Annotated in this window: 21 protein-coding genes; 18 read left to right on the top strand and 3 right to left on the bottom strand. The window is 53.7% G+C overall.

Going from position 1 to position 19,663, the window contains the following annotated elements; genetic code table 11:
- Positions 1-2: 2 nt before the first annotated feature.
- Genes cymR through ACZ2GZ_RS10285 form a run of 4 tightly spaced genes read left to right on the top strand, consistent with a single transcriptional unit; the run spans position 3 to position 3,359 of the window.
- Positions 3-410, top strand: coding sequence for a cysteine metabolism transcriptional regulator CymR (gene cymR / locus ACZ2GZ_RS10300; RefSeq protein WP_058763254.1), 408 nt, complete (start codon positions 3-5; stop codon positions 408-410).
- A 17-nt stretch (positions 411-427) separates the two neighbouring features.
- Positions 428-1,564 (top strand): cysteine desulfurase family protein, encoded by a 1,137-nt coding sequence (locus ACZ2GZ_RS10295; protein ID WP_214713890.1) that lies wholly within the window; start codon positions 428-430, stop codon positions 1,562-1,564.
- A 3-nt stretch (positions 1,565-1,567) separates the two neighbouring features.
- Entirely contained in the window at positions 1,568-2,689 is a 1,122-nt protein-coding gene (mnmA, locus tag ACZ2GZ_RS10290) for a tRNA 2-thiouridine(34) synthase MnmA (RefSeq protein ID WP_214713888.1), read from the top strand.
- 4 nt (positions 2,690-2,693) lie between these two features.
- Positions 2,694-3,359: a tetratricopeptide repeat protein gene (locus tag ACZ2GZ_RS10285; protein WP_214713886.1), complete on the top strand. Its 666-nt coding sequence runs from the start codon at positions 2,694-2,696 to the stop codon at positions 3,357-3,359.
- Between the two features lie 44 nt (positions 3,360-3,403).
- Here the strand turns inward: ACZ2GZ_RS10285 and ACZ2GZ_RS10280 are convergent, their stop codons facing one another.
- The 3 genes from ACZ2GZ_RS10280 to ACZ2GZ_RS10270 all read right to left on the bottom strand — a co-directional run bounded on the left by ACZ2GZ_RS10280 (position 3,404) and on the right by ACZ2GZ_RS10270 (position 4,734).
- The gene (locus tag ACZ2GZ_RS10280; protein WP_021066924.1) at positions 3,404-3,850 is read right to left on the bottom strand and encodes a hypothetical protein; all 447 of its coding nucleotides are present in this window, start codon (positions 3,848-3,850) and stop codon (positions 3,404-3,406) included.
- Positions 3,847-4,122 carry a hypothetical protein gene (locus ACZ2GZ_RS10275; protein ID WP_021066925.1) on the bottom strand — a complete coding sequence of 92 codons (276 nt, stop codon included), beginning with the start codon at positions 4,120-4,122 and terminating at the stop codon, positions 3,847-3,849. The genes ACZ2GZ_RS10280 and ACZ2GZ_RS10275 overlap by 4 nt, the downstream gene beginning before the upstream one ends.
- 63 nt (positions 4,123-4,185) lie before the next feature.
- Complete coding sequence (locus ACZ2GZ_RS10270) at positions 4,186-4,734, bottom strand: VOC family protein (protein ID WP_021066926.1); 549 nt, start codon at positions 4,732-4,734, stop codon at positions 4,186-4,188.
- Positions 4,735-4,850: 116 nt separating this feature from the next.
- Between ACZ2GZ_RS10270 and ACZ2GZ_RS10265 the strand changes: the two genes are divergently transcribed.
- The 14 genes from ACZ2GZ_RS10265 (at position 4,851) to ACZ2GZ_RS10200 (ending at position 19,543) form a co-directional block, all read left to right on the top strand.
- Positions 4,851-5,537 (top strand): magnesium and cobalt transport protein CorA, encoded by a 687-nt coding sequence (locus tag ACZ2GZ_RS10265; protein ID WP_021066927.1) that lies wholly within the window; start codon positions 4,851-4,853, stop codon positions 5,535-5,537.
- Positions 5,538-5,607: 70 nt separating this feature from the next.
- Complete coding sequence (gene recD2, locus ACZ2GZ_RS10260) at positions 5,608-7,815, top strand: SF1B family DNA helicase RecD2 (protein WP_034797288.1); 2,208 nt, start codon at positions 5,608-5,610, stop codon at positions 7,813-7,815.
- A 310-nt stretch (positions 7,816-8,125) separates the two neighbouring features.
- Entirely contained in the window at positions 8,126-10,765 is a 2,640-nt protein-coding gene (gene alaS, locus ACZ2GZ_RS10255) for an alanine--tRNA ligase (RefSeq protein WP_131471112.1), read from the top strand.
- A gap of 37 nt (positions 10,766-10,802) precedes the next feature.
- Positions 10,803-11,069, top strand: a complete 267-nt coding sequence (locus ACZ2GZ_RS10250; protein ID WP_029595797.1) for an IreB family regulatory phosphoprotein — start codon at positions 10,803-10,805, stop codon at positions 11,067-11,069.
- Between the two features lies 1 nt (position 11,070).
- Positions 11,071-11,493, top strand: coding sequence for a Holliday junction resolvase RuvX (ruvX, locus tag ACZ2GZ_RS10245; RefSeq protein ID WP_029595796.1), 423 nt, complete (start codon positions 11,071-11,073; stop codon positions 11,491-11,493).
- Positions 11,494-11,506: 13 nt separating this feature from the next.
- Positions 11,507-11,806, top strand: a complete 300-nt coding sequence (locus ACZ2GZ_RS10240; RefSeq protein ID WP_021066932.1) for a DUF1292 domain-containing protein — start codon at positions 11,507-11,509, stop codon at positions 11,804-11,806.
- Positions 11,807-11,877: 71 nt separating this feature from the next.
- The gene (mltG, locus tag ACZ2GZ_RS10235; protein WP_058763260.1) at positions 11,878-13,020 is read left to right on the top strand and encodes an endolytic transglycosylase MltG; all 1,143 of its coding nucleotides are present in this window, start codon (positions 11,878-11,880) and stop codon (positions 13,018-13,020) included.
- A 66-nt stretch (positions 13,021-13,086) separates the two neighbouring features.
- Complete coding sequence (locus tag ACZ2GZ_RS10230; protein WP_201455024.1) at positions 13,087-13,728, top strand: O-methyltransferase; 642 nt, start codon at positions 13,087-13,089, stop codon at positions 13,726-13,728.
- 16 nt (positions 13,729-13,744) lie between these two features.
- A complete protein-coding gene (gene udk / locus ACZ2GZ_RS10225; protein ID WP_021066935.1) occupies positions 13,745-14,380 on the top strand; it encodes a uridine kinase in 636 nt (211 codons plus the stop codon).
- A 66-nt stretch (positions 14,381-14,446) separates the two neighbouring features.
- The gene (greA, locus tag ACZ2GZ_RS10220) at positions 14,447-14,920 is read left to right on the top strand and encodes a transcription elongation factor GreA (RefSeq protein WP_029595793.1); all 474 of its coding nucleotides are present in this window, start codon (positions 14,447-14,449) and stop codon (positions 14,918-14,920) included.
- Positions 14,921-14,975: 55 nt separating this feature from the next.
- A complete protein-coding gene (gene mtnN / locus ACZ2GZ_RS10215; protein WP_021066937.1) occupies positions 14,976-15,680 on the top strand; it encodes a 5'-methylthioadenosine/S-adenosylhomocysteine nucleosidase in 705 nt (234 codons plus the stop codon).
- Positions 15,681-15,755: 75 nt separating this feature from the next.
- Positions 15,756-16,715 carry a beta-ketoacyl-ACP synthase III gene (locus ACZ2GZ_RS10210; protein WP_131471113.1) on the top strand — a complete coding sequence of 320 codons (960 nt, stop codon included), beginning with the start codon at positions 15,756-15,758 and terminating at the stop codon, positions 16,713-16,715.
- Positions 16,712-17,944 (top strand): beta-ketoacyl-ACP synthase II, encoded by a 1,233-nt coding sequence (gene fabF, locus ACZ2GZ_RS10205; RefSeq protein ID WP_029595790.1) that lies wholly within the window; start codon positions 16,712-16,714, stop codon positions 17,942-17,944. Before ACZ2GZ_RS10210 ends, fabF begins: the two co-directional genes overlap by 4 nt.
- Before the next feature lie 66 nt (positions 17,945-18,010).
- A complete protein-coding gene (locus ACZ2GZ_RS10200; protein WP_214713884.1) occupies positions 18,011-19,543 on the top strand; it encodes a peptide ABC transporter substrate-binding protein in 1,533 nt (510 codons plus the stop codon).
- The last annotated feature ends 120 nt before the right edge of the window (positions 19,544-19,663 follow it).

Below are 19,663 nucleotides of genomic sequence, written 5' to 3'. Positions count from 1 at the left end.
AGATGAAAATATCTACAAAAGGTCGTTATGGATTGACGATCATGATCGCACTGGCTCGGGAAACGGACAACAAACCGCTCAGCTTGAAAAAGATTGCGGCCCGGCATGAACTGCCGGAACATTACTTAGAGCAATTGATCGGTCCACTCCGCAACGGTGGTCTCGTCAAGAGCGTGCGCGGGGCGTATGGCGGCTATCAGCTCGTCAAACCGGCGACGGACATCACGGCGGGAGAAATCATCCGTCTGCTCGAAGGCCCGCTCACGATTGTCGAAGATTCAGAGGCAGATGACGCCGTGAAACGGAAGCTATGGGATAAAATCAAAGCCGCAATCGAGAAAGTGCTCGAAGAGACGACACTTGCCGATCTTGCTGAAGAAGATTCAGACGGCTATATGTTCTATATTTAAAGGTGAGGTGAACGAATATGAACTACTTTGATCATGCCGCAACGACGCCGATGCGTCCGGAGGTGCTCGAGGCGATGACGCCGTATTTGCTCGAACAATACGGTAATCCGTCGAGCATCCACGGCATCGGACGGACGGCCCGCGCCGCGTTAGACGCTTCACGCCGGACACTCGCCACGTGGATCGGGGCGACCTCGAACGAGATCGTCTTCACGTCGGGTGGGACCGAGTCGGACAACTATGCGTTGTTCGGCGCGGCGTACGCGAATCAACATAAAGGCAAACATTTGATTACGACGAAAGTCGAACACCACGCCGTCTTGCACGCGATGAAGCAACTCGAACGGGAAGGCTTTGATGTGACGTATCTCGATGTCGACGCGACGGGTGCGGTGACGCTTGACTCCGTTCGTGCTGCGCTCAGGGACGATACGATTCTCGTCTCGGTCATGTACGGCAACAACGAGGTCGGCACATTGCAACCGATTGCGGAAATCGGGGCGCTCCTCGCCGACCATCAGGCCTATTTCCATACGGACGCGGTCCAAGCGCTCGGCACGGAAACGATTGACGTTAAGGCGCTCGGTGTCGATTTATTGTCGGCCTCGGCCCATAAAATCAACGGCCCGAAAGGTATCGGTTTTCTTTTTATGAAAACAGGTGTAAAATTAGCGACGCGTTCTTTTGGAGGACAACAAGAACGGAAACGTCGAGCCGGCACGGAAAACGTTCCGGGTGCCGTCGGGTTCCAACAAGCGGCCGAACTGGCCAAAATCGAACAGGCCGAACGGGTGAGCACGTATCAGCAAATGGCTGAGGCGCTCTTCGGGCGACTCGATGAACTTGGAGTCGAGTATGACGTGAACGGGGCGAATCGCTTGCCGCACATCGTCAACTTGTATCTCCCGGGCATCGAGCTCGAACCGTTCCTGATCATGATGGACATGCGCGGTTTTGCCATCTCGAGCGGCAGTGCCTGCACGGCCGGGTCGATCGAACCGTCACACGTATTGACGGCGATGTTCGGGACGTCGGAACGGACGAAACAGTCCGTCCGCATCAGCTTTGGACACGGCAACTCGGTCGAAGACGTGGAACGGCTCGCCGAACGACTCTCTGAGGTCGTCTCGACATTCACGAACGGAGTGAGATAACGAATGAACTTACGCACAAAAACCCCTGCTGAGACGACGGTCGTCGTCGGGATGTCAGGCGGCGTCGATTCATCGGTGACGGCCCATCTGCTGAAAGAGCAGGGCTATAACGTCATCGGAATCTTTATGAAAAACTGGGATGATACGGACGAGAACGGTGTCTGTACGGCGACCGAAGACTATGAAGATGTCATCGCGGTCGCGAACCAAATCGGAATCCCTTATTACGCGGTCAACTTTGAGAAAGAATATTGGGACCGCGTATTCGAATACTTCTTGGCCGAGTACCGTCTCGGACGGACGCCGAACCCGGACGTCATGTGTAACAAGGAAATCAAGTTTAAGGCGTTCCTCGATCACGCGCTTCGTCTCGGTGCCGACTTTGTCGCAACCGGGCACTACGCACGGGTCGAGTATGTCGACGGTGAGCATCGACTCCTTCGTGGGAAAGATGACAATAAAGACCAAACGTACTTCTTGAACCAGTTGTCACAAGACCAACTCGCGCGGACGATGTTCCCGATTGGTCATATGGACAAGAAAGACGTCCGTGTCATCGCCGAAGAAGCGGGACTCGCGACAGCGAAGAAAAAAGATTCGACGGGCATCTGCTTTATCGGAGAGCGAAACTTCAAAGAGTTCCTCTCGGAGTATTTGCCATCACAACCAGGCATCATGCAGACGCTCGAGGGGGAACAAAAAGGAAACCATGACGGGCTCATGTATTACACGCTCGGTCAACGCCACGGTCTCGGCATCGGCGGCGACGGGGACCCATGGTTCGTCGTCGGCAAGAACGTCGAAGAAAATATCCTCTACGTCGGCCAAGGGTTCCATCATGACGCGCTCTATTCGGACGCGCTGCTCGCCTCGAAGTTGTCATGGACAGGTGCCGTCCCAACAGGTGAGTTCCGGGCTACGGCGAAATTCCGCTACCGTCAACAAGACGTACCCGTGACGATCGCACCACTTGAAAATGGCGAAGTGCTCGTGAAATTTGATGAGCCGCAACGCGCCATCACACCAGGCCAAGCGGTCGTCTTCTATGATGGCGACATCTGCCTCGGCGGTGCGACGATTGACGAAGCGTATCGAAACGGAAAACGACTCGACTATATCGGATGAGGTGATGATTTTGAACGCAAACGAATTAGGCATCCAAGCGATGCAACAAGGTGAGTTCGAACAGGCGGCCAAGCAGTTCAACGCTGCCATCGAAGCGGACTCAACCGACCCGACTGGTTACGTCAATATGGGTACGCTCCTGCAAGCGATCGGTGACCATGAACGGGCCATCGTCTTTTACGATAAGGCGCTCGAACTCGACAACGCGTTCGGCGCGGCGCATTATGCGAAGGGAGCGCTCGCCTATGAGCTCGAACAGCTCGACTTGGCGGAGGCTTCGCTTCGTCAGGCGCTCCTTGCCGGGATGAACGACGCCGACCTTCATTTCATGCTCGGCTTGACGTACAAGGCGATGGGCGATTTCGTCCGGGCGTTGCCACGTCTTCGCGAGGCGATGAAGCAGGCGCCAGAAGACGTCGAGATTTCGTTCCAGTACGGGCTCGCGCTCGCACAGAACGAACAGCTCGATATGGCCGTGGAAGCGCTCGAGCATACGCTCGACCTCGACGCGAGCCATACGGACGCCCGCTACAACTTGGCGATTGCTTACGCGTTCCTCGGAGAACAAGACAAGACGTACGCCGAGCTTGAACGCGTGCTCGAGTTGCAACCGGACCATGCGCTCGCGTATGACGCGAAAGCGAAAATGGATGAGCTGCTCGGTAACTAAATCAATAAAGCGCTTCTCGCAGTGTTTGCGAGAGGCGCTTTTTGTTAGTCCCAATAATGGAAGATGACGTTACCAATTGTTTCTGGTTCCCAATATTCGATTTCTCCGCGTTCCGCCTTGTTCAGAAACGGCTGTAGCGACAAATCGAACCGCTCATTCAACTCCGCCGCTGATGGGATTTGATATAAATCAGGAAACAAATCGGTCAGTTCGGGCACATCGATATACTCGTACTGAAACGGTTCATATTTTGAGATGCCGATGACGGGATAAACTCTGCTGAGCAGCACATAGATGCTACGTCCACGGATGGTGATGGTCGCTTGGTCATAGTTCGGGGTGACCGAGTCCCCGAGGATGATGCTACACGTCCCACCTTTACGACGGGCGTAATCGAAACAAACCGTTCGGAACGATTGATCATCGAACTCGGGGGCGGGGCAGTCGCCGTATGAAAAGCCGGTGATGCATTCTGGTAAGATGAGCGTCATGACGCCACCTCCCCGATGATCCAAACCGAAACATTAAAAATCGTCACGAACAACGCGCCGGTGAGCGCGATATAGCTCCACACGACGCCCGTTCCTGATTTGGTCCGGCGTACCCCATCCGTTAAGATGAGCAACATGGCGCCGAATGACAAAAACGATAAGGCGGCAAACGAAGTCGGCCGGTCGAGCGTAGGAAACGCATCGAACACGAAATAGAGTCCGAGCGTGAGAACGGTTAACCCAGTCATGATCAGAAGTGGGAAGAAACGCATAAAACACAACCTTTTCCATTTTCTCTCATCGTATCATGTGGGGTTGTCGAGCGTATACGTGAATCAGAGTTGCTTCGTCGTGATTTTTACGGGCTCGCCACCGAACTTCTCGTACGCCTCGTCCATGTTTTTCGTATACAGCTCGATGACGTTCTTGCTCGGGTCTTTAAAGTAGGCCGAGCGCTCTTTGCCGTTGACCGTCTCGTCTTCGTCCCACGTCCGGAGCTTCGTCGGGATGTTTGACGCCTCTAATACCTCGAGCGCTTGGTCGAACGAGTCCATCGGCACATAGAACGCGCAGTGGACGTGGGCGCCGCCCTCATCATAGAGCGTATCCCACTCGGTCACCTCTTCTTGCCGATTCGATTCTTCTTCCGATGTGAAATCACGTTTCAGCCAGAGGCCGAGACGGGTGTTCCCCCCGACATAGAGCCACGTCGCCCATGGTTCGTCCGCCTGTTCCTGTGCTTCGCTCGGCTCGGCATCGTCACCGACCCATTGTTCGACGACGGGAAGTCCGAGCTTGCCGTGCCAAAAGTCGACGGCCTCCGCCATATCGGTCACTTCTAACACGAGTTCACACAGGCCACTGATTGGAATACGTTTCGTCATACATAGTCCCTCCTTCATAGGTTCACTCGAACAGTTCCCGCTTTGATTCGACGAAAAACGTGCATAGCCGTCCAATTGTTCGGGAAATGGAATAACAATTGAGAGGGGAGAAGTGTATGCGATTGATCAGTCTGGTCAGTGTCCTTGTTTTTTTTATCATCGAATGGTTTATGCTCGGTCGTCTGTTTGCCGCCATCGACGAACGTTTAGCGACGGGCGAATGGACAAACAATCTGTTGTTCCGGGTCGTCGTCGAGTCGGAGCGGGCGTCGACCGTCCTGTTAGTCTTATTCGCGACGTTCTTCGTGCTCGGTATCATCATGCATTGGGTGTTGTCGACTCATCGCTCTTGGTCCGTAACGCTCGGGACGGTCGGGGTGGCCTGGGTCGTACCAGCCCTGCTCGCGATTGTGGCTTGGTTCATCCCAAATCCATACATCCAGCTCGCCATCATCGTGTTGCAGTTGTCGTTCATCCCGCTCATCCCGTTCGTCGGACAGACGGTGCGGCTCGGTCATGTCGTGCTCAACTGGGGCGTCCATGTCGTTGCCGCAGGTCTCGTGTTGTTGATTCAGCGGCCATCTTTGGAGCAATTGTTCCGCATCGAGCGGACCGAACTGTTCGAGCGGCTCGAAGGGTATGTCAATTCGGGCGAGTTGGAACGGTTCGAACGGTTGCTTGAAACCGTGGACTTAGATCAACTTGAACGGATCTTGAACCGAATCGATCTCGATCAACTCATTCAAATCTTGGAACGGGTCGACCTCGATCAACTTGAGCGCATCTTGAACCTGTTCAGTTAGGCGATTTGTCCTATCGTTTCAACTCGGGCTATAATGGGGGATGGAAAACTAGCTGGAGGTGGCTCGAATGATGGCAGCACCTTACGAGTTGACAGGAAAAGTCATCCGCGTCCTGTTTCAATCGGAAGAAGAAGCGCACACGATCGCGCTCGTACGTATAAAAGAAAAGAATTTTGAGACAGACGAGACCGAGATGGTCATCGCCGGTGTCGGCGTCGGCATTGAAAAAGGTGAGACATACAAAGCGCACGGGCGTCTCGTCGACCATCCCCGGTTCGGGAAACAGATGAAGGCCGAGTGGATTCGTCGTGTCGTCCCGATGACGAAGCGCGCGGCCGTCCGCTTTTTAACGAACGGTTCGTTCCCTGGAATCGGACAAAAGACGGCCCAGAAGATTGCTGACGCACTCGGAGACGACTGTATCGATCAAATCGTCAAGCATCCGAGCCTTTTGTCAAACGTCGACGGCTTGAAAGAGAAACAAGCCCGCGTCATCACCGAACGGTTGAACATCTTGTATGGGGTCGACCAGTTGCTATTGTTTTTGGCGCCGTTCGACGTGACACCGCGCCTCGCCTCAAAGATTCATAAAGAGTATGAAGGACGGGCGATGGAGACGATTGAAAAAAATCCATACGCCCTCATGTATGATGTCCCTGGTATCGGCTTCAAGACGGCCGATGCCATCGCCGCTCACTTCGGAATTCAAGGAATTCATCCGGAACGGATTGCTGCGGCCGTGTTATACGTGCTCGAGCTCGAGCAAGGAAACGGGCATTTGTTCGTCACGGCCGACCAACTCGCGAACGAGATGCCGCGCATCATCGGCGGCGACCCGGGTGAGGCACTCGTCTCGGCGCTCGAGACGCTCGCGAACGATGAGCGAGTCATCGTCGAAGACGGGGTCGTCTATCATCCGCGCGTGTACCGGGCCGAACAAAAAGCGGCCGAAGAACTCGCGCGCATCATGTCGACCTCGACGACAGAAGACGTCGATATGACGACGATTTTCGATGCGGTCGGACGCGTCGAAGAGATGTTCTCGATTGAGTATGCGAAACAACAACGAGAAGCGATTGAACTCGCTTTGAAGTCGCCGCTCATGGTACTCACCGGTGGACCGGGTACCGGGAAGACGACCGTCGTCCGCGGCATCATCCACGCGCTTAGCGATGTGTTCGATTGGAAGCTCGAACCGGTACAGAATCAACCGTTCCCGTTCGTGCTCGCCGCACCGACCGGACGAGCTGCGAAACGGCTCAGTGAGTCGACGGGCTTACCGGCGTCGACGATTCACCGCCTCTTGAAGTTCGATGGCAGTTCGTTCCAAGTCGATGACACGAATCCGCTCGTCGGAAAAGTGCTCATCGTCGATGAGGCGTCGATGATCGATATCTTCTTGTTCCGAAGTCTGCTCCGGGCCGTGCCGAACGGGATGAAGATTCTCTTCGTCGGGGACCGTGATCAATTGCCTTCGGTCGGACCGGGCCAAGTGCTCGCCGATTTGATGGCGACCGACGGCATCCCGGTCGTCCGCCTTGATGTCGTCCATCGGCAGGCGTCCGAGTCGAGCATCCTGCGCCTGGCGCACGCGCTCAACGCGAAACAGATGCCGGACGATTTGCTCGCGGCGCTGCCGGACCGCCGTTTCTATACGGCCAACCAAGAGACGGCACTTCAAGCCATCTGCCAAATGGCAGGGGCCGCGCTACGAAAAGGCTATTCACCGTTCGATATCCAAGTGCTCGCGCCGACGTACCGCGGGGTATGCGGCATCGACGGCTTGAACGAGGCACTTCAAAACGTGTTCAATCCGAAATCGGCGGCCCGGGAAGTGAAGCACGGCAACCGGACGTATCGAAACGGGGACAAAGTGCTCCAACTCGTCAATAACGCCGAGGAGAACGTCTACAACGGTGACATCGGCGAAATCACGAATATCTTTTACGCCAAAGAGAACGTCGACAAGGTCGATAAAATCTATATCCGTTTCGATCAAACCGAGGTCGAGTATAACCGGAGCGAATGGGACCAGTTCACCCACGCCTATGCCATCACCATCCATAAGTCGCAAGGGTCCGAGTTCCCGATCGTGCTCATGCCCGTCTTCTTCAACGGCGGCTTCCGCTCGTCGCGCAACTTGATTTATACGGCCGTCACGCGGGCGAAGAAGAGCCTGCTCTTGTTCGGGGACGTGCGTGCGCTCGAGGCGGCGACACGGGAAGAGGAACCGGTGCGGCGGACGAAACTCGTCGAGCGGCTAGGCGGCAAGTCTTGACGTCTCCTGATTGACGTGTGATAATGACCAATAGAAAACTGAAACGATTAAAGACGATGAAGGAAATGAGTACGTCGTAACCGCCTCACCAGAGACATCTTCCTAGGCTGAGAGAAGATGGGGGTCCGGTCGACCGAAGCTAGTCTGGAGTCCCCACTCACCCTGGGCGCCTCATCCGCGTTATCGGATGTTCGAGGCACGGCTTTGCCGTGCGAACGAGGGTGGTACCACGAAGCGATGCTTTCGTCCCTTTCCACAGGGATGAGCATCGCTTTTTTTCGTTTCGTTTAAACTGAAGGAGGAATTGTTGATGAAACCGCTCAAACCATTAACTGGCGCACAGATTCGCCAAATGTATTTAGATTTCTTCAAATCAAAAGGACACAGTGTCGAGCCGAGTGCCTCGCTCGTACCGGTTGAGGATCCGACGCTTCTTTGGATCAACTCAGGTGTCGCGACGCTTAAAAAATACTTCGATGGCCGCGTCATTCCTGTCAACCCCCGCATCGTCAATGCGCAGAAGTCGATTCGGACGAACGACATCGAGAACGTCGGGAAGACGGCTCGTCACCATACGTTCTTTGAGATGCTCGGAAACTTCTCGGTCGGGGACTACTTCCGTGAAGATGCGATTAAATGGGGCTGGGAACTCCTCACGAGCGATGAGTGGTACGGACTCGATCCGGACCGCCTGTCGGTGACGATTCACCCGGAAGATGAAGAAGCGAAACAAATCTGGCTCGCACTAGGCGTTCCGGCTGACCGCATCATCCCACTTGAAGAGAACTTCTGGGAAATCGGGGAAGGCCCGTCTGGCCCGAACACGGAAATCTTCTTCGACCGCGGACCGGCGTTCGGCGACGACCCGACGGATCCGGAACTATACCCAGGCGGCGAGAACGAACGCTACCTTGAAATCTGGAACATCGTCTTCAGTCAGTTCAACCATGACGGGCACGGGAACTACACCGAGCTCCCACGGAAAAACATTGATACAGGGATGGGTCTCGAGCGGATGGCGAGCGTCATGCAAGACGTGCCGACGAACTTCGATACCGATCTGTTCATGCCGATTATCCGTGAGACAGAAAAAATCAGCGGCGAGGCGTATCGCGCCGACAACAGCAAAGATGTGGCGTTCAAAGTCATCGCCGACCATATCCGGACCGTCTCGTTCGCGATTGGTGACGGGGCCCTCCCGTCGAATGAAGGCCGTGGCTACGTCCTTCGTCGTCTGCTCCGCCGTGCCGTTCGCTATGCGAAGATGCTAGGGATCGAACGTCCGTTCATGTATGAGCTCGTCGACGTCGTCGGTGACATCATGGTCGACTTCTATCCGGAAGTCCGTGAGAAGAAAGACTTCATCAAGAAAGTCGTCAAGAACGAAGAAGAGCGTTTCCACGAGACGCTTCATGACGGTCTTGCCATTTTGAACGAAGTCGCGAAAGCACAGAAAGCAGCCGGTTCGAACGTCATCAGCGGAGAAGATGCATTCCGTCTTTACGATACGTACGGTTTCCCGCTCGAGTTGACGATTGAGTATGCTGAAGACCATAACCTCTCAGTCGACGAGGACGGCTTCAAACAAGCGATGAACGCCCAGCGCGAACGTGCCCGGACAGCCCGCGCCGACGTCGAGTCGATGCAAATCCAGTCAGGCGTACTCGCAGACATCACGCTCGCGTCATCATTCGTCGGTTACACGAACCTCGGCACGGAAGCAAAAATTATCAGCTTGATTCACGATGGTGAGCTCGTCGACGTCGTCGCAGCAGGCGAAGAAGCGCAAGTCATCCTCGACCAGACGCCATTCTATGCAGAGAGCGGCGGACAAATCGGTGACAAAGGCCAAATCGTCGGGTCGGACTTCGTCCTTCACGTGAAAGACGTCTCGAAAGCACCGAACGGCCAAAACTTGCATACGGTCACGGTCACATCGGGTGTCGCCAAGGCAGAGGTCGCGGTGACGGCGACAGTCGACTTCGACTCACGTCAAGCGATTATCAAAAACCACACGGCGACGCATTTGTTGCATCGCGCGTTGAAAGACACGCTCGGTGAGCACGTTAACCAAGCGGGTTCACTCGTGACACCGGATCGCCTCCGCTTCGACTTCTCGCACTTCGGTCAAGTGACAGCTGAAGAGCTTCAGTCGATCGAGCGTCAAGTGAACGAACGCATCTGGGCGTCAATCGCTGTTGATATCGAAGAGATGAACATCGCCGACGCGAAAGCGAAAGGTGCGATGGCGCTCTTCGGTGAGAAGTATGGGGACGTCGTCCGCGTCGTCGCGGCCGGTGACTCGGTCGAGCTTTGCGGTGGTTGTCACGTCGGCAACACGGCTGAAATCGGACTCTTCAAAATCTTGTCGGAGTCAGGAATCGGGGCCGGTACACGTCGCATCGAGGCAGTCACAGGCGCTGGGGCTTACGAAGTGATGAACCAGCATATTGAGACGCTCGAGACGGCAGCGAAACTGCTCAAGACAAAACCGCTCGAAGTGCCGACACGTGTCCAAGCGCTTCAAGCTGAAATGAAAGAACTCGAACGCGCGAGCGAATCGCTCAAAGCGAAGCTTGCGAACATCGAAGCGTCGTCCCTCACTGACGCCATCGAAACGTTCGGCGATGTCCAATTGATTGCCAAACGCGTCGACGGACAAGACATGGACGCGCTCCGTGGCATGGTCGACGAATTGAAAGGCAAGCTCGGTTCAGCCGTCATCCTGCTCGGTTCGGCGAACGGCGACAAGGTTAACCTCGTCGCAGGGGTGACGAAAGACTTGAACGACCGTGGCTTCCATGCCGGGAAATTGATTAAAGAAGTGGCAACACGTTGCGGCGGTGGCGGTGGAGGCCGTCCTGACATGGCACAAGCCGGAGGCCGTGACGCGACAAAACTGGACGAAGCATTGAAGTTTGCTTCACATTACGTTCAATCACTGGCATAATAGAATGTGAAGTGCAAACGGAAAGAGGTGGATTCTTGTGAGCCAAATGGATCGCACGATGCAATTCAATTTTCCAGAAGATGATAATCGAGCCAACACTCGGGAAACGCTGATCACGGTGTATCAAGCACTCGAGGAGAAAGGCTACCAACCGATCAATCAAATCGTCGGATACTTGTTGTCAGGTGACCCTGCCTACATCCCGCGTCATAACGATGCGCGAAACTTAATTCGCAAAATCGAACGAGATGAGCTGCTCGAAGAGCTGGTCAAATCGTATTTGAACGATCGTAGAGAGGATTAATATGAAGCGAGTCATGGGGCTCGATGTCGGTTCGAAGACGATTGGGGTCGCCGTGAGCGACCTCATGGGATGGACGGCACAAGGTGTGGAGACGGTCTACTGGACCGAGCCGGACTTTGACGAAGCCGTCCGCCTGCTTCAACCGATTATTGAGCAGTACGATGTGAAAGAAGTCGTTGTCGGTCTTCCGAAAAACATGAATGCGACAATCGGACCTCGGGGCGAGGCGTCACAGGCGTTTGCCGCGGCCCTCACCGAGGCGACCGGTTTGCCGACGGTTCTCGTCGACGAGCGTTTGACGACGATGCAAGCGGAGCGGATGCTGATTTCAGCAGACGTCAGCCGAAAAAAGAGAAAGGCCGTCATCGATAAGATGGCAGCCGTCATGATTTTACAAAACTACCTGGATCGCGCAGGCAAATAAGGAGGAATTACGTATGGCAGAACTTAGCCGTAACGAAGAAGAAATGTACCGAATTCCAGATGAAAATGGAGACGAGCATTTATTCGCAGAAATTTTCCGTATGACGAGTGACCGCACGAACAAGACGTTTGTCGTTCTTGAGCCGGTCGGCAACCCAGAGACGGAAGACGAAGATACAATCGAAGTATACGCGTTCGAAATCGAAGAACTTGAAGATGAAGAGTTCGTCTTGAAGATCGTCGAAGACGACGCTGACTTCGAGGAAGTCATGGAAGCGTTCGATATCGTCAATGACGAAGTTGGATTAGACTAATACGTGGGCGGGCGACTAGGGGAAACCCTCGTCGCCCATCTTCATAACAGAAGAACAGGGGAGAAATGCGCATGAACCATCCATCGATGTTTGATGAGAAGCGTGCACGTAACCGGATCGTTCGGCGAATTACGGTCATCATCCTTGCTGTCTTTCTTCTAGTTATCGCCACAGGTGCCGCGGTGTCGTATGCGTTCGTGAAACGATCGCTCGAACCCGTCGACCCGTCTTCGACCGAATCGGTCGAGGTCGAGGTTCCACTCGGTGCAGGTTCAGGGTACATTGGCGAACTACTCGAAGAGAATGGGCTCGTGAGGAATAGCACGATTTTCCGTTTTTATACACGATTTAAAAATGAATCATCGTTCCAAGCGGGGACGTATACATTGTCTCCGTCACAGTCGCTTGACGAGTTGATCGCCACGCTGAAAACTGGGAAAGTCATCGTTGTCCCGGATATCAAATTGGTGATTCCGGAAGGCTTTACAATCGATCAGGTCATCTCACGTCTCGCTAAAGTTGCAGAAATCCCGAAAGAAGAGATTTCGGCCCAACTGAGCGACGAAGAGTATATCCGCTCGCTCGTCAATGAGCATGAGATGTTGACCGACGAAGTACTCGCTGATGGGATTTACCATCCGCTCGAAGGTTACTTGTTCCCGGCCACGTATGAGTTCGACAAAGGTGTCACACTCACACAGATCATCGATGAGATGTTGAAGCCGACCGAACAGCTCTATCTCGAGTATGGGGATGCGGTTAAAGCGTCGGGACGTACGTTCCATGAGACGCTTGCGCTCGCCTCGGTCGTTGAGAAAGAGGCCGTGTCGACAGAAGACCGGCAAGAGATTGCCGGCGTGTTCGAAAACCGTTTGGCCGATGGCATGAAGTTGCAGTCTGACCCGACCGTCTGGTACGGCACAGGGGAGACGTCAATTTTCACATCGTTCAATGACCTTGAAAACGACTCGCTCTATAACACGTACCGCTACGAGGGCATCCCGATTGGGCCGATTGCTTCGGTCAGTCGTGACGCACTCGTCGCCACACTCAATCCGAACGATACGGATAACGTTTATTTCTACGCTCGACCACCGCGCGAAGGGTTCCCGAACGGGGAAGTCTTGTTCGAAGTGGAATATGAGGCGCACCAACAAAACGTGAACAAGTACCGTCCGGAGTGGGAAGCGTTCGAAGAAGCAAACAACAATTGACGGATATGCGACCGGAAGCCTTGGCTTCCGGTCGTTTGAATGAATAGAGAGGTTGAGGTGTACGACGTGGAACATTCATCCTATGAAGGTTACGTGGAGAACTTGGTCACGCCACGGTCCCCGCTGTTAGCGGAGATGGAGGCGTTCGCGAAAGAACATCACGTGCCAATCATGGACTTGACCGGTTCAGAAGTGCTGCTGTCACTCCTCGCGATGCAACGTCCGAAGCGCATCCTCGAGGTCGGGACTGCCATCGGCTACAGCGCGATTCGCATGGCCGAACTGTTACCGGACGCTGAAATCGTCACAATCGAGCGGAATGCACGACGGCACGAAGAGGCGCTCAGTTTTATCGGACGCTCGGACGTATCGGACCGAATCACCGTCATTCATGGGGATGCGGTCGAGTTAATCGGGACGATCGAAGGAGAATTCGATGCGGTCTTTATCGATGCGGCCAAAGGTCAGTATCAAAAATTCTTTGATGGGTATGGCGCTTTAGTACCAATTGGTGGTACGATTTACAGCGATAATTTATTTTTACGAGGGGACGTCCTGCTCGAAGACGTGTCGGTACTTGACCGTCGTCGTCGCCGTCTCGTCCGTCTCGTGAAAGAGTTTACTGAGCAATTGATGGCACGGACCGATTATCATACTGCAATTTTGCCCCTTGGTGATGGCCTAGCAATCAGTCGTAAATTACGATGAGGAGGACTTAACTTTGATGCAACATAAACCCGTCATTATCGGCGTGGCCGGGGGGACCGGATCAGGCAAGACGACCGTGGCCCGCGCACTCGTAGATGCGTTCGAAGGACAATCGGTCGTCATGATCGAGCAAGACGCGTATTATAAAGACCAGTCAGAGATGACGATGGAAGAACGGTACAAGACGAACTATGATCATCCATTCGCGTTCGATAACGATCTATTGATCGAACAGATTAAACAACTGCAAGAACATAAGGCCATCGAGAAGCCCGTCTATGACTATGCGGCACACACGCGTTCGGATCAGACGATTTTGATCGAACCGGTCGATGTCGTCATCGTGGAAGGTATTTTGGCGCTCGAGGACGATCGTCTCCGCGACTTGATGGATATTAAAGTATTCGTCGACACGGATGCGGACGTCCGCATCTTGCGCCGGATGCAACGTGATTTGAACGAGCGGGGCCGGTCAATCGACTCGGTCGTCGCCCAGTACACGAACGTCGTCCGGCCGATGCATCTTCAATTTTGTGAGCCGACGAAACGCTATGCGGATATCATCGTGCCTGAAGGCGGAGAGAACTTTGTCGCCATCGATTTGCTCGTGACGAAGATTCGCTGGGTGCTCACAGAACGCAACCGGGCATAAGGAAATAAATCGTTTTCAATTTAACCTAGCTGTAATATACTAGGAGACAATGAAGGAGTGACAGAAATGGCTGAAAAACAACATTACATGACGTTAGACGGAAAAGCTAAGATCGAAAATGAATTGAACGAACTGAAGACGGTGCGCCGTAAAGAAGTCGTTGAGAATATTAAAATCGCCCGCGATTTCGGAGACTTGTCTGAGAACGCTGAATATGATGCGGCGAAAGAAGAGCAGGCAATGGTCGAAGGACGCATCGCCCAACTTGAAGAGATGCTTCGTAACGCCGTCATCATCCAAGATGACGTAGCCGACAACTCGATGGTCGCCATCGGGAAAACGGTAACGTTCTTCATTCAAGAAGATAACGAAGACGAGACGTATACGATTGTCGGTGGCGCCGAGGCCGACCCATTCACAGGGAAAATCTCAAACGAATCACCAATCGCCAAAGCGCTTCTCGGCCGTACGGTCGGAGACGTGGTCAACGTTCAAACGCCAGGCGGCGACATGGTCGTCGAAATTAAAGAAATCAAGTAACACTAACGAGCGACATCCATCTGGAGGTCGCTCTCTTTCTGAGGAGGCACATATCATGAAAATCGGAATCATTGGAGCGATGGAAGAAGAAGTAAACTTGCTCCGCAACGAATTGACAGAACGGACAGACACGGAAATCGCCAACTATCACTTCTATGAAGGATACCTCGGCAACGTCGAAGTCGTCATTTTAAAGTCAGGCATCGGCAAAGTGAACGCGGCCATCGGGACGACGCTCTTGATTGATAAGTTCAAACCGGACGTCGTCATCAACACCGGTTCAGCCGGCGGCTTCAAAAAAGGGATGAAAGTCGGCGACGTCGTCGTCTCGACAGAAGTCCGTCACCACGATGTCGACGTGACAGCGTTCGGCTATGAGTATGGGCAAGTTCCAGGCATGCCGGCGGCATATACGGCCGATGCGCACTTGATGGACGTCTGTAAAGAAGTCATCGAGAGTCTCCATGACGTGAACGTCCATACGGGCCTCATCGTGACGGGCGACTCATTCATCAATGACTCGAAACGGGTGGCGGACATCCTCGGACATTTCGAAGGCGTCGCGGCCGTCGAGATGGAAGCCGCACCGATCGCACAGACGTGCTATCAGTTCGGGATTCCGTTCGTCGTGACCCGTTCGATCTCGGACAGCGCCGATGAGGAAGCGAACTTGTCGTTCGACGAATTTTTGGAGACGGCATCGATCAACTCGGCGAAAATGGTCATGGCCGTCACGAAACGACTCGGTCAAAGTGAATAATCGAGAGGGATGCGTTGACATCCCTTTTTTATTCCCTTATATTAGTACCAGATACTAAGAATAGGGGTCATCAATATGAACATTGGAATCATTGGGATCGGTTCGTTCCTTCCGGATAACCGGATCACGAACATCGATTTGGAAAAACGAATGGATACGAGCGACGAATGGATTCGGACCCGCACCGGGATCGAGGCACGACATTTGGCCGACGCCGACTTGAGTGTCGCCGATATGGCCACACACGCTGCCGAGCGGGCGCTCCAAAGCGCAGGTGTCTCGATTGAAGACATCGATGCGATTATTTGCGCGACGGCGACGGCGCCATCGTTCCCGGCGACGGCTTGTCTCGTCCAGGCCAACCTTGGAGCCAAGCAAGCGGTCGCTTTCGACGTCAGTGCCGCCTGTAGCGGCTTCATCTTCGCGATGGATACGGCGAAGAGCATGATGCTCGCGAAAGGCTTGAAACGGACGCTCGTCATCGGGGCCGAGAAGATGGGCAACCTCATCGACTGGGACGATCGCTCGACCGCCGTCTTGTTCGGTGACGGGGCAGGTGCCGTCGTCCTCGGTGAAGACGAAGTGGCCGCCATCGATTCGATCGTGCTCGGCAGTGATGGGACAGGCGGAAAGTTCTTATATGAGAATGAAGAAGGTAAAATCGTCATGAACGGACGTGAAGTATTCAAATTCGCCGTTCGTAAAATGCCAGATATCGTGCTAGAGGCGCTACAAGTTGCCGGGAAATCGATTGATGACCTGGACGTTCTCGTGCCGCACCAAGCCAACCGTCGCATTATCGACGCGGCGATTGAACGGCTAGGGCTTCAAGAAGAAAAAGTCGTCGTCACGATTCAAGACCATGCGAACACGTCAGCCGCTTCGATTCCGCTCGCTTTGGCGGAAGCGGTCAAGCACGGTAAGATTTCAAACGGTCAGACGGTCGTCGTCGCCGGATTCGGCGCCGGGCTCACATGGGGAGCGAGTTGTCTAACATGGAATAACGCTAACATCACGGAGGAGATTAACGCATGAAACGAGTAGTCATCACAGGATTAGGAGTCGTTTCCCCACTCGGGAACGACGTTACGGCAATGTGGGAGCGACTGTTGAACGGGGAAAATGCAGTCGATACGTTAACAAAGATTGATATTAGCCAGTATCCGGCGAAAGTCGGGGCGGAAGTAAAGGAATGGAACATCGATCATTTGGTCGAACCGAAGGAAGCGCGCAAGATGGATTCGTTCATTCAATATTCGATTCTTGCGGCTGACGCTGCGCATCGGGATAGCGGTCTAGATGTGAAAGCAATCGCGGACGATGTCGGGATTTGGATCGGAAGCGGGATCGGTGGTGTCGAAACGATCGACAAACAAGCGAGCATCTTGCATGAACGGGGACCACGTCGCATCAGCCCATTCTTCATCCCGATGATGATTCCAAACATGGCGAGCGGTCAAGTTTCGATTTACCTCGGAGCAAAAGGGCCGAGCAACTGCTCGGTCACAGCTTGTGCGTCTGGAACGAACTCAATCGGTGAGGCGTTTAAAGTCATCCAACGTGGTGATGCCCTCGCGATGTTCGCAGGTGGGGCCGAAGCACCAATCACGCCGCTCTCATTCTCAGGATTCTGTGCCAACAAGGCACTATCGACGAATCCAGACCCGAACACGGCATGCCGCCCGTTCGATCAGAACCGTGACGGCTTCATCATGGGTGAAGGCGCGGGCGTGCTCGTTCTCGAGGAATATGAGCATGCGAAAGCGCGCGGAGCCAAAATGTATGCGGAAGTCGTCGGGTATGGCATGAGTTCGGACGCTTACCACATCACGGCACCGTCACCTGAGGCAGAAGGTGGATCAAAAGCGATGAACGAGGCGCTTCGTGACGCGGGAATTCGTCCAGAAGACGTTCAATACATCAACGCACACGGGACGAGCACACCACTCAACGACATGCTCGAGACGAAAGCGATCCACAACGTTTTCGGTGACCACGCGCACAACTTGGCCGTCAACTCATCAAAATCGATGATCGGGCACTTGCTCGGCGCAGCCGGCGGAGTCGAGGCCGTCATCACGGCGCTATCGATTCATGAGGGACGGATTCATCCGACGATCAACTGTGAGACACCAGCTGATGATTGCGATTTAGACTATGTCCGTGATGGAAATCGGGAACTTGATATCCAGTACGCACTGAGCAACTCGCTTGGCTTCGGGGGCCACAACGCGACGCTCGCATTCGCGAAAGTGAACGACTAATAGTAGAAAAAAGTGACAAAAACGGGTAGGGTATAAGGGTTGGTCTAACAGAGAGGAGAATGCCAGATGAAACGATTTTTCATCGGTGCCGCCTTGTTGGGTTCAGTCCTTATCCTTTTTTTCGTTATTTGGTACGGACAACGAGAGCAGGCACGAGAATTACTACCACCAGAAGAACAAATCGTGACGATCCATGGAGAGACGTTGCCGGAGCAGCCGAACACACTGCTCGCGATCGATCCGAGTTCGCAAACTGTGTTATCGCATATTTATGAAGGATTGTATCGCTTCGGAGCGGACGGTGAGATTGAACCGGGACTCGTTGAGACGATGACGCGTTCCGAGGACGGGGCGACATATACGTTTAACTTGAAGGCAAGTCAAACTGTGAATGGAAATGCGATCACGGCTGAAACGTTCGTCGAGCATTTTCGCATGCTCGCCGATGACGATACGAATTCCCCGTTCAGTTTCCTCCTCGGAGATGTATTGAACGCGAAAGCGATCAGTCTCGGGACGAAAGAACCAGAGACGCTCGGCGTGAAAGCGATTGACGAACAGACACTTGAGCTGACGCTCGAGCGGCCGATGGAAGGGTTCGAGCAGATGTTAGCGATGCCGGCCTTTCTGCCGCAGACGATGATTGGGGAGTGGCAAGAACTCGACGCGAACGGACCGTTCCAAATCGAGTCAATCGACGCGGCCCAGGCGACGTTGATAAAAAACGAGGATTATTATGATGCCGATCGCGTCACGCTCGAAAAGGTTATCATCTGGGCGGATGAAGGTCTAAGTTCAGAGCCCGACGGTATTCACCCGATCCCTTACGGCACGGACGAGGGGACAATCGAATCACTCGAAGGTAAGCTCGTTGATGTTCCGCGAAGCGGCGTCTTCTATTTAAAACCGAACGTCGACGAGTATCCGTTCGATGATGCCGATTTCCGACGCGCGCTCGCGCTCTCCTTAGATCGCGAAGCAGTGGAAGGGTCACTCGCAAGAGCCGAACGGACGACAGAACGATTGCTCGTCACCGATCAAACGGAGACGGAGCCGACGCTTGAAGGAGAGGCGGCGACACTGTTCGCAGACGTGCTTGATCGGCTCGAAGAAGAGGAAATCGAGATTGAGTTGCTCAGCTTTGTCGATGAAGAGGCGAGACAAATCGCCCAGACGATTGAAACAGAGCTTGAACAACTTCCTGGTCTTCAAGTGAACATCGTCGAGTTGCCGCTCGGTGACAAAGTTAGGAAAGAAGTCGCAGGCGATTACGCGTTGTCACTATCAGGGTGGCAACCGGACTACCCGGCATTCAGTGCCTATTTGACCCAATTCGAGACAAATAACTATTTGAATTCGAGCGGATACACGGACGAAACGTTCGATCGTTTGATGGATGAGGCCCGCTCGACAGAAGTACTTGCGGACCGGAACGAGACGTATCGACAGGCGGAAAAACGGCTGTTGGAAGAAGCTGTCGTTATCCCAATCTACCAAGCTGGAAGATCTTACGCAGTCGATTCCAAATATGCGGAAATCGGTTTTCCGGTCATCGGTCCTTCGTACGTCCTAACTTTTTCTAAAGTTTATGAAAAATGAGCTAAAAGCCCGTCTCCCTAGGCGGGCTTTTAGCCTATAATAAAAATTTTTTAGAAAAATCAAAATAAACACTTTGCAAAATTATCAGAATATTGTATTATTGCTTCAACGGGATTGTGG

This window comes from Exiguobacterium sp. KKT215 (genome assembly GCF_055635335.1).
This window is presented reverse-complemented; position numbering and strand designations above follow the sequence as displayed.